This window comes from Siansivirga zeaxanthinifaciens CC-SAMT-1 (genome assembly GCF_000941055.1).
In the GTDB taxonomy this organism is placed as follows: domain Bacteria; phylum Bacteroidota; class Bacteroidia; order Flavobacteriales; family Flavobacteriaceae; genus Siansivirga; species Siansivirga zeaxanthinifaciens.
In genome coordinates, this window is record NZ_CP007202.1 from 120,001 (window position 1) to 131,303 (window position 11,303).

Below are 11,303 nucleotides of genomic sequence, written 5' to 3' on the forward strand. Positions count from 1 at the left end.
AATTAACGAATTTAGGTGAAGGCTGACCTGGAGCTACCGTTTTTAAAACGTTATAACTATCGGTTATTTCTTTTACATGCTCTGCATTGGTACTACCTGCGATAAACTCTTGGTAGTAAGGCTCAAGACATGAAGTGTAAGTGATACCATATTTTGCATGCTTATAAAGCAAATAATTTTTGATATTCTGATTGGTGAGTTTGTTTACCGATTTAAGATATGCAACATCTTGTGGAATAGATTCAGCCTCTGAAAGCTTTTGTGCTTCTATGGTGCAATGCGCAGAAACTAAAGTGTTGTAAGCGTAAGAGAAAGAAAAATCTTCTTCGCTATTATGGTTTAAATCTTCTATTTCTTTTAAAAAACCATTAGAAACTTTAAAATCTGGTAGTATCTCACAAAGTGTGTAAAGTTAAAAATATCGAGGGTTGCAACCCTCGATATTTTTTTGTTTAATTTTAAAATTTACACACTTATGAAGAAAGAAGATTTTCTAAACGACGATTTTTTAAAACAGTTTAAAACAGGAGACGAACTGACCTCCTTTCTAAAATCCATTCAAAAGCGAGGTATTGAAAAGATGCTAGAAGGGGAACTTGATGCTCATTTAGACTATGAGAAGCATCAGCAATCCGATAATAGCAATACCCGTAACGGCTATGGGTCTAAAAAGATAAAAACAGCTTTAGGAGAGACTAATATTAAAGTTCCCAGAGACCGGGACGCTTCTTTTAACCCTATGCTGGTTCCTAAACGCACTAACATGGTTGATGGCATAGAAAACGTCATTATCAGCCTTTATGCCAAGGGTATGAGTAATTCTGATATTGAAGAGCAAATCCGAGAAGTTTACGATTTTGATGTATCCACATCTACCATATCACGTATCACAGATAAAGTTACCAATGATATTGTTGCTTGGCAAAACAGACCTCTGGAGCCCGTATATTTAATTACTTGGATGGATGGCATCGTATTTAAGGTTCGGGAGAACTCCAAAGTCATTAACAAAACCATGTACATCGCCGTAGGACTGCGTAGAGATGGTAAAAAGGAAGTCTTAGGGCTTTGGTTGGGGAAGAATGAATCGGCAGCCTTTTGGATGAGTGTACTAACCGATATGAAAGCCAGAGGCGTTCAGGATTTGCTTATCACGGCCACAGATAATCTTAACGGTTTTACCGACACCATTAAAAACGTTTTTCCTGAATCTAAAACCCAAATCTGCGTGGTACACCAGATTCGTAATGCTTGTCGGTATGTTGTTTGGAAAGACAAGAAAGAATTTACAAAGGACATGAAAAGCATCTACGATGCACCCACCAAAAGTGCAGCAAAAGCCGCCCTAGAAGACTTTGCTCAGAAATGGGAACACAAGTACTCTTACGCTATTAAAAGCTGGAGAGATAACTGGGAAGAACTTACCGCTTTCTATGAATTTCCTTTAGAAATTAGAAAAATCATTTACACTACGAACCTTATTGAAAACCTTAATGGAAAAATCAGAAAATACACTAAAAACAAGCTCTCATTCCCAACAGATGAAGCTGTTATGAAGTCCACTTTTTTAGCCCTTAGAGAGGCTACCAAAAAATGGTCGATGCCTATTAGGAACTGGGGCATTATTTTAAACCAGTTTTTAACTATATTTGAAAAAAGGGTTCAACTTTAAAAAAGTTAAACCCTCGATTTTTAACTTACACACTTTACGGGATAGTGTCAGAGATATATTCATAATGCAGGTATATTAATTCTTTATTAAATTTGGTTGTGTAGAGCCTGCTTTGCAACATGCTTCTGAATTCGAACTGTTTTGGCTTTCCCCAATTCCTTGTCCTCCAGACACTAAAGTAGGCACACCATTCGTGTCAACTGGACTATTTATTGAGCCATCAGGATTTAGTTGAGATTCTAATATATTTCCTGAACCTTCAAGAGCATCAAAACAACCATCTCCATCACTATCTAAATCAAGGTGATTAGGAATACTATCTGTATCGGAGTTTAAATTTGTAGCAATACCTTCTGAAGTATCAAGAATACCATCATTATCATCATCTAAATCAACACTATCTGGAACACCATCTTTATCTGTATCTTTGTCTACAAACACGCTTAAAGTACAAGATCCTGTTGCTTGGGGCGATGAAATAGTAATGGTTCTATTACCACTAGGGTTACTACCATCAAAAACAATAGGTATATCTATATATGTTGCGTTTTGTTCGATAAATGCAACATAAGGTATTGTTGGGGTAGAGAAACCGCCACCTGTAATTGTAATACTTGCCAAACCATTAACTGCACTTGAAATTGGAATTCTAAGATCTGCACTTTGAGTCATGCCGTTTGCAACTAATATGGACCCTTGAATACCTCCTGTATTGCTTCCACAATTAAAGCTGAAACCAGAAGGGACATTTGTTACTGTAGCACAACTTGCTAAATCCCCTAAAATTAATCCGGAAACAGATCCAACGTATGATGAAACAGATGTAAAAGCATCTAATTTCCAAATATCTGTATTACTGCCATTAATTCTGCTGTAATAGAAATATTCGCCCAAATACGCCAAACCATTTCCGTTAGTTGTTTTTAAATCGGGATAAGTTCCAGTTAGCTTAGCAACAGGTGTTGCTAGCAATGTTGAAGGATTTATTCGATAAAGGTATATATTATCATTATCGACCGTAGCTATACTATATAAATTACCCCCATTATCTACAGCTATATCGTTAAGCGTTTTTGCTTTATTCCAATTTGAATCTCCTTGAATAATCCCCATAGATATTCCATCTCCTGTACCTGTCCATTTTGTTAAATTTTGCTCGCTTATACCATAAACAATACCAGATGATGGATCTGTACCAATACCTACAGGTTTTCCCCATGTATTACCTGTATTATTCAAATTTGTAAATGATGAAGATGTTACACCAGAATAAACATTACCAAAAATATAATTGGTAGAAGAAACAAATTGATTAACATTTAAGTTGTTAGGTGTTGGTCCAAATGCTAAATTACCTTGATTGGTTTGATTCCCATCAGCTACCTGTGTTGCAGATAAATTACTTAAATTAATTTTATAAACAGTTTGCGTACTACCAACAATACCAAATAACTCGTTACAAGTTGGCGCCGTTGTTGGAGTGAAAAATTGACAAGAAGCTAAATCTAAATTATCTAAATTAGTGTAAGGTCCAATGTATGTATTAAGTCTGTAAGAAGTTTTTACTATACCAACGCCAGTATTTGCATTAATCTCATACACTCTAGCGTTGGAATAACTTAACGATGAATAGGTAGTAGAATAACCTTGTATAGCATAAATTTTATCATTAAAAAAAGCTAATCCTTGAAAATTATTTGGTAAACTACCACTTAATCCTAAAAAATTGATAGCTTTTAATGAACCAATATCTATTCTATATAAAAATTTATTTCCGTTGTTAGTTACAACCACATACATTCTTCCAACATTATCAAAAAAGGCATCGTTTGATACAGAACCGTTTGACCATGTCGTATCTCCTGTTATAGTTCCTAATATTTGTGTAGGTGATGGACAAACTTTAATTAATTTTCTGTCTGATGTAACTCCATAAACATAACCTTGATTAGCCCCTATAGTTGCAGGATTCGCAGTAAAACCTCCTAAGCGTTCAGGTAATGTTGTATTTAAAGCATTATTATTTTTATATACAATAGATCCCGGAGATATATCTGAATGTGTAAATACCGTTTGTGATAAATTAGTTGGATTAGGACCTACAGCTAAATTACTTCTACCTGAATTTGCAGTATATACAGGCAATGGTAAATTACCATTTAACGATGAAATATCATATACTTTTCCGTCTTGCGCATTAATTAAGTATAAAGAACTACAATTTTGAGCCAATAATGTATTCACATTAAAAAACAATAACATTAATAGCGCTAATCTTTGTGAAAAATTTAATCGTAACAACATTTTATAATCTATCATTCTGTTTAAATAATTTGAATAGAAAGTTTTAAGCAAAACAAGTTTTGCTACAGCTTTTGTAGAATTTTCCATGTAAATAAGAGTGGGTTATTCGTATTAATCATTTTTTTGTTAGCCTTAAAAGGCACTAATAATAGCAACTAATTTTAGACACATCATTTTATGTAGGTCACAGATTAGAGAAAATTGTGGTGAGAGATTCTAAATCTGTACATAATATGAATAAGTCAAAACATATAAACAATTAACAAATGTTAATAATTTATAGCAAATATAAATAAATTATTTTAAAATTCGATGAAACGCTAAAAAATAACGTTAAAAAGCATATTTTGAAATAAATCTATTTAATTTTTTAATGTTTAGTTAGTATTTAAATCTTTTTGAGGGGATAGATTAATTAATACTCGGCTAATTTATTTTCAAAATAATTATTAACATAATTTTTAATTTGTATTACATAAATAATCGATGAAGTACAAAATCTTACAATATTAATTGCATTTGCAGACAGCAAACCATGACATAATTGTATAATAGAAAGGATTGTAATTATCTCATTCTTTAATTTTAGGTTGTTAATCAATAAAAAGATATTTTTGCAACCTATTAAAATAAATGTAAATGAGTTTTCTATCTGAAATAAAAAGAAGAAGAACCTTTGGTATTATCTCACATCCCGATGCGGGAAAAACAACGCTTACCGAAAAACTTCTACTTTTTGGTGGTGCCATTCAAGAAGCTGGTGCTGTAAAAAGTAATAAAATAAAAAAAGGTGCTACCAGTGATTTTATGGAAATTGAACGCCAGCGTGGAATTTCTGTTGCAACCTCTGTATTAGCATTCGAGTATAGCGATAAAAAAATTAATATTTTAGATACACCAGGTCATAAAGATTTTGCAGAGGATACATTTAGAACACTAACAGCAGTAGATAGTGTTATCGTGGTTATTGATGTAGCAAAAGGTGTCGAGGAACAAACTGAAAAATTGGTAGAAGTTTGTAGAATGCGAAACATACCTATGATTGTATTCATTAATAAAATGGATAGAGAAGGTAAAGATGCATTCGATTTACTAGATGAAGTAGAGCAAAAATTAAACTTAAAAGTTGTTCCATTAAGTTTTCCTATAGGTATGGGTTACGACTTTAAAGGAATTTATAATATTTGGGAGAAAAATATTAATCTATTTAGTGGCGATAACAGAAAAAACATTGAAGAAACCATTGAAATATCAGATTTACAAGCTCCCGAACTAAATAAAATTATTGGAGACAGAGCTGCCAATCAATTAAGAGAAAATATAGAACTGGTTGATGGTATTTATCCAGAATTTGACAAAGAAGCCTACTTAGCAGGCAACTTACAACCTGTATTTTTTGGATCTGCTTTAAATAATTTTGGAGTAAGAGAATTGCTAGATTGTTTTGTTGATATAGCTCCTACTCCAAGAGCAAAACAAAGTGAAGAACGTTTAGTACAACCAGAAGAAGATAAATTTACAGGCTTTGTTTTTAAAATTCATGCCAACATGGATCCAAATCACAGAGATCGTTTGGCATTTATAAAAATTGTGTCTGGTAAATTTGAAAGAAACAAACCTTATTTGCATGTACGAAACGGTAAAAAATTAAAATTTTCTAGTCCGAATGCCTTCTTTGCTGAAAAAAAGGAAATTGTTGATGTTTCGTATCCTGGTGACATCGTTGGTATTCACGATACCGGAAACTTTAAAATTGGAGACACCCTTACTGAAGGAGAAACCATTAACTACAAAGGAATTCCTAGCTTTTCTCCAGAACATTTTAGATATATAAATAATGCCGATCCATTAAAATCTAAACAACTTTTTAAAGGGATCGATCAATTAATGGATGAAGGTGTTGCACAGTTATTTACTTTAGAACTTAACGGACGTAAAGTAATTGGTACCGTAGGAGCGCTTCAATACGAAGTTATACAGTATCGACTGGAGCATGAATACGGAGCAAAATGTACCTACGAAAACCTTAATGTTTATAAAGCTTGCTGGGTAGATCCTAAAAACTCTAAAACAGACGAATACAAAGAATTCATTAGAGTAAAACAACGCTTTTTAGCTAAAGACAAACAAAATCAATTGGTATTTTTAGCAGATTCGGCCTTTTCATTACAAATGACGCAACAAACATATCCTAGCATTAAATTCCACTATGTTTCGGAATTTGAGTGATTTTTAATAATAAAAAAAGCCTTCAATTAAATTGAAGGCTTTTTTTTTATGCTTGTCCTGTCGGTCCAAAGTTAAGGGGTATTGGAGGTTGCTCTGTTAAAACATGTCGAGCAACTTATATCACCTCTTATTAATTCATGTTTTATTGTTAAGCTTGACCTGTCGGACCAAAGTTAAGGGGATTGGAGGTTGCTCTTTTAAAACATGTCGAGCAACTCATCCCCTCTACTATTATGCATCTTTATTTATCGTTAAGCTTGTCCTGTCGGCCCAAAGTTAAGGGGTATTGGAGGTTGCCCTGTTAAAACATGTCGAGCAACTTATATCACCCTATTATTAATTCATCTTTTGTTGTTAAGCTTGTCCTGTTGGACCAAAGTTAAGAGGTATTGGAGGTTGCTCGTAATCCTTAATTTCACCATGGGCATTTTCAAACCTAGAAACATTTTCTGCTAATGCTTTAAGTAAGCGTTTTGCATGTTGTGGTGTTAATATAATTCGAGACTTCACTTTACTTTTAGGTACACCAGGCATTATATTCACAAAATCTATTACAAACTCGGATACAGAATGATTAATTATTGCTAGGTTAGAATAAGTACCCTCAGCTACTTTTTCTTCCAGTTCAATATTAATTTGACCTTGTTTTAAATTTTCTTTTTCATCAGCCATAACTAACTGTTTTATAAAAAAACATTCCCGCTTTCGCAGGAATGTTTCGTATTAATTATAATTTAATTCTTGCTTTTTTACTTGCATCATTTCGTCGAATTCTTCTTTAGAACCAACAATAATGTTATCGTATTTACGCATACCTGTACCTGCAGGAATTCTATGTCCTACAATTACATTTTCTTTTAATCCTTCTAAATCGTCAACTTTACCAGCTACAGCTGCTTCGTTAAGTACTTTAGTCGTTTCTTGGAAAGATGCTGCCGATATAAACGATTTCGTTTGAAGTGACGCTCTAGTAATACCTTGTAAGATTGGAGTCGCCGTTGCAGGTCTAGCATCTCTAGCTACTACAAGCGCCTTATCCTCTCTTCTTAGAATTGAATTTTCATCTCTAAGTTCACGTGGTGTAATTATTTGTCCAGCTTTAAGTCTAGACGAATCACCTGCGTCTTCAATTACTTTCATTCCGAAGATTTCATCATTTTCTAAAATAAAATCTGCTTTATGTACTAATTGATCTTCAAGGAATAATGTATCACCAGAATCAATAATTCTAACTTTACGCATCATTTGTCTTACAACAACCTCAAAGTGCTTATCGTTAATTTTCACACCTTGTAATCGGTAAACCTCTTGAACTTCGTTTACTAAATATTGTTGAACTGCAGAAGGACCTTTGATATTTAAAATATCGTTTGGAGTAATAGATCCATCAGATAAAGGCATACCCGCTTTAACGTAATCATTCTCTTGAACAAGAATTTGATTAGATAATTTAACTAAGTACTTCTTAACTTCACCTAATTTAGACTCTACTATAATCTCGCGGTTACCACGTTTAATTTTACCAAATGATACCACACCATCTATTTCACTTACAACTGCTGGGTTCGATGGGTTACGTGCTTCAAATAACTCTGTTACACGAGGTAAACCACCTGTAATATCTCCTGCTTTTGCAGATTTACGAGGTATTTTAACTAAAATCTTACCTACATTAATTTTCTCACCATCATTAATCATTAAGTGAGAACCTACTGGTAAGTTGTAAGATCTAATGACTTCACCTTTAGTATCTTCAATATGAAGCGTTGGTATAAGCTTTTTGTTTCTAGATTCAGAAATTACTTTTTCTTGGAAACCTGTTTGCTCATCGATTTCAACTTGGTAAGTAATACCTTGTTCGATATTCTCATATTTAATTTTACCTGAGAATTCAGATATAATTACACCGTTGTATGGATCCCAAGTACAAACTACATCACCTGGTTTTAATTCGTCACCATTTTTAATTAATAATGTCGAACCGTAAGGAATGTTATTAGTACTTAAAGTAATACCTGTTTTCTTATCGATTAATTTAAGCTCTGTAGTACGAGAGATAACAATATCACTTTCGTTTCCTTCGTTATCTACACCTTTTACAGTTTTAAGATCTTCGATTTCGGCAATACCTGTAAACTTAACAACTAATTTATTTTCTTCTGAAATGTTACCAGCAATACCACCTACGTGGAACGTACGAAGTGTTAACTGTGTACCAGGCTCACCAATAGATTGGGCAGCAACAACACCAACAGCTTCGCCACGTTGTACCATTTTACCGGTAGCTAGGTTACGACCATAACATTTAGAACAAATTCCTTGTAAAGCTTCACATGTTAAAGCAGAACGTACTTCTACACTTTCAATTGGAGAAGCTTCGATAGCTTCAGCTATATCATCTTCAATTAATTGACCTGAAGCTACTAACAATTCATCGGTTAATGGATTGTAAACATCATTTAGAGAAACACGACCAACAATACGTTCTTGAAGTGTTTCAACCACTTCATCATTTTTCTTTAATGGTTCTACCTCTACGCCACGTAATGTTCCACAATCTTCTGTGTTAATAATAACATCTTGAGAAACGTCTACTAAACGACGTGTTAAGTAACCAGCATCGGCTGTTTTAAGAGCCGTATCTGCAAGACCTTTACGAGCACCGTGAGTTGAGATAAAATATTCTAAAATTGAAAGACCTTCTTTAAAGTTAGAAAGAATTGGATTTTCAATAATTTCACCACCACCTGCATTCGATTTTTTAGGTTTCGCCATTAATCCACGCATACCTGTAAGCTGACGAATCTGTTCTTTAGATCCACGAGCTCCAGAATCAAGCATCATAAATACCGAGTTGAAACCTTGTTGGTCCTCGCGAATACGCTTCATAGACAATTCAGTCAATTCAGCATTTGTAGAAGTCCAAATATCAATAACCTGGTTATAACGTTCGTTGTTGGTAATAAGTCCCATGTTATAGTTACCCATAATACCATCAACTAAGGTATTCGCTTTATCAATCATTCCTTGTTTTTCTGGTGGAATGATAATATCTCCTAAACTAAATGACAAACCACCTTGGAATGCAAATTTGAAACCTAAGGTTCTAATAGCATCTAAGAAATCTGCAGTTTCAGGAACTGAAGTATATTTTAAAATATCTCCAATAATATCTCTCAAAGATTTTTTAGTAAGTACTTGATTTATATAACCAGCTGCTTGAGGCACATGTTGGTTAAATAATACACGCCCAACTGTTGTTTCAATAATAGTTGGAGCTAACTTACCATCTTCGTTAATATCTAAAGTTCTTACTTTAATACCAGCATTTAAATCTACACGTTTTTCATTGAACGCAATTTCTACTTCCTCTGGTGCATAGAATGTTAAACCTTCACCTTTAACAGGAGCTTCTGGTGTAGACTTACGTAACTTAGTCATGTAGTATAAACCAAGTACCATGTCTTGAGAAGGAACCGTTACCGGAGAACCATTCGCAGGATTTAAGATATTGTGAGAAGCCAACATTAATAATTGACATTCTAAAATAGCCTCTGGGCCTAATGGTAAATGAACCGCCATTTGGTCACCATCGAAATCCGCGTTAAACGCCGTACAAACTAATGGGTGTAATTGAATCGCTTTACCTTCAATTAATTTAGGTTGAAACGCTTGAATACCCAATCTGTGTAACGTAGGAGCACGGTTTAGTAATACTGGATGTCCTTTAAGAACGTTTTCCAAGATATCCCAAACCACAGGCTCTCTTTTATCTATAATTTTCTTAGCCGATTTTACAGTTTTAACAATACCTCTTTCAATTAATTTTCTAATTACAAAAGGTTTGTAAAGCTCTGCAGCCATATTTTTTGGTAAACCACACTCGTATAGTTTTAATTCTGGTCCAACAACAATTACCGAACGTGCAGAATAATCAACACGTTTACCAAGTAAGTTTTGACGGAAACGACCTTGTTTACCTTTTAATGAATCTGATAACGATTTTAATGGTCTGTTAGAATCTGTTTTAACTGCTGAAGATTTACGTGTATTATCGAATAACGAATCTACAGATTCCTGTAACATACGTTTTTCGTTACGTAAAATTACTTCAGGGGCTTTAATTTCAACTAAACGCTTCAGACGGTTATTACGTATAATAACTCTTCTGTATAAATCATTTAAATCAGACGTTGCAAAACGACCACCATCTAACGGCACTAAAGGACGTAATTCTGGCGGGATGATTGGAATTACCTTCATAATCATCCACTCTGGTCTGTTCTCACGATTATTGTTAGATTCTCTTAAAGATTCTACAACTTGTAAACGTTTTAAAGCTTCTGTTTTACGTTGTTTAGACGTTTCAGTGTTTGCTTTATGACGTAGTTCGTATGATAAAGACTCTAAATCAATTCTAGCTAATAAATCGATTAAACATTCTGCTCCCATTTTAGCAAGGAACTTGTTTGGATCTGTATCATCTAAATATTGATTTTCTTGAGGAAGCGATTCAAGAATATTTAAATATTCTTCTTCTGTTAAGAAGTCCATTTTTTGTAATGGCTCACCTTCTTCGTTTTTAGCATTACCTGGTTGAATTACTACGTAACGTTCGTAGTAAATAATCATATCTAATTTCTTAGAAGGTAATCCTAATAAATATCCTATTTTGTTTGGTAAAGAACGGAAGTACCAGATATGAGCAACAGGCACCACTAAATTAATGTGACCAACTCTGTCTCTACGTACTTTCTTTTCTGTTACTTCTACACCACAACGGTCACATACGATACCTTTGTAGCGAATTCTTTTATATTTACCACAAGCACATTCGTAGTCCTTTACAGGTCCAAAAATACGCTCACAGAATAAACCATCTCTTTCTGGTTTATGAGTTCGATAATTGATAGTTTCTGGTTTTAAAACCTCACCTCTAGACTCTGCTAAAATAGACTCTGGTGAAGCTAAACCGATGGAGATTTTGTTAAATCTCTTTACTGTATTCTTATCTTGTTTTCTTGCCATAATATATGGTGCTATCGAATTATTTGTAAACTATTAGCACATGGCTTAGTTAACTAAACCATGTGCGATA

At 33.8% G+C, this 11,303-nt stretch carries 6 protein-coding genes (1 of these 6 running past the window's edge); 2 read left to right on the forward strand and 4 right to left on the reverse strand.

Translation table 11 applies throughout. The annotated features are described in order from the left end of the window. Positions 1-172: the 5' portion of a TlpA family protein disulfide reductase gene (locus AW14_RS00535; protein ID WP_052647400.1), read on the reverse strand. The gene continues 401 nt to the left of window position 1, outside the view; 172 of the gene's 573 nt are visible here — the first part of the coding sequence; the start codon lies at positions 170-172; its stop codon lies off the left edge, out of view. 303 nt (positions 173-475) lie between these two features. On the opposite strand from AW14_RS00535, the gene AW14_RS00540 reads away from it, so the two are divergent. Beyond that, positions 476-1,672 carry an IS256 family transposase gene (locus tag AW14_RS00540; RefSeq protein ID WP_044637031.1) on the forward strand — a complete coding sequence of 399 codons (1,197 nt, stop codon included), beginning with the start codon at positions 476-478 and terminating at the stop codon, positions 1,670-1,672. A gap of 75 nt (positions 1,673-1,747) precedes the next feature. Here the strand turns inward: AW14_RS00540 and AW14_RS00545 are convergent, their stop codons facing one another. Then, positions 1,748-4,063, reverse strand: coding sequence for a hypothetical protein (locus AW14_RS00545; protein ID WP_044637032.1), 2,316 nt, complete (start codon positions 4,061-4,063; stop codon positions 1,748-1,750). Between the two features lie 552 nt (positions 4,064-4,615). On the opposite strand from AW14_RS00545, the gene AW14_RS00550 reads away from it, so the two are divergent. Further along, a complete protein-coding gene (locus AW14_RS00550) occupies positions 4,616-6,205 on the forward strand; it encodes a peptide chain release factor 3 (protein WP_044637033.1) in 1,590 nt (529 codons plus the stop codon). Between the two features lie 354 nt (positions 6,206-6,559). On the opposite strand, the gene AW14_RS00555 is transcribed toward AW14_RS00550, so the two are convergent. Both AW14_RS00555 and rpoC read right to left on the reverse strand, forming a co-directional pair. Beyond that, positions 6,560-6,877, reverse strand: a complete 318-nt coding sequence (locus tag AW14_RS00555; protein WP_044637034.1) for a DUF3467 domain-containing protein — start codon at positions 6,875-6,877, stop codon at positions 6,560-6,562. Between the two features lie 51 nt (positions 6,878-6,928). Beyond that, positions 6,929-11,233 carry a DNA-directed RNA polymerase subunit beta' gene (rpoC, locus tag AW14_RS00560; protein ID WP_044637035.1) on the reverse strand — a complete coding sequence of 1,435 codons (4,305 nt, stop codon included), beginning with the start codon at positions 11,231-11,233 and terminating at the stop codon, positions 6,929-6,931. Between the last annotated feature and the right edge of the window lie 70 nt (positions 11,234-11,303).

Bases quoted from the DNA above. Each gene is read 5' to 3' on its own strand.
- AW14_RS00555 (WP_044637034.1), bottom strand. From the start codon at position 6,877: ATGGCTGATGAAAAAGAAAATTTAAAACAAGGTCAAATTAATATTGAA.
- AW14_RS00545 (WP_044637032.1), bottom strand. From the start codon at position 4,063: ATGGAAAATTCTACAAAAGCTGTAGCAAAACTTGTTTTGCTTAAAACT.
- AW14_RS00550 (WP_044637033.1), top strand. From the start codon at position 4,616: ATGAGTTTTCTATCTGAAATAAAAAGAAGAAGAACCTTTGGTATTATC.
- rpoC (WP_044637035.1), bottom strand. From the start codon at position 11,233: ATGGCAAGAAAACAAGATAAGAATACAGTAAAGAGATTTAACAAAATC.
- AW14_RS00540 (WP_044637031.1), top strand. From the start codon at position 476: ATGAAGAAAGAAGATTTTCTAAACGACGATTTTTTAAAACAGTTTAAA.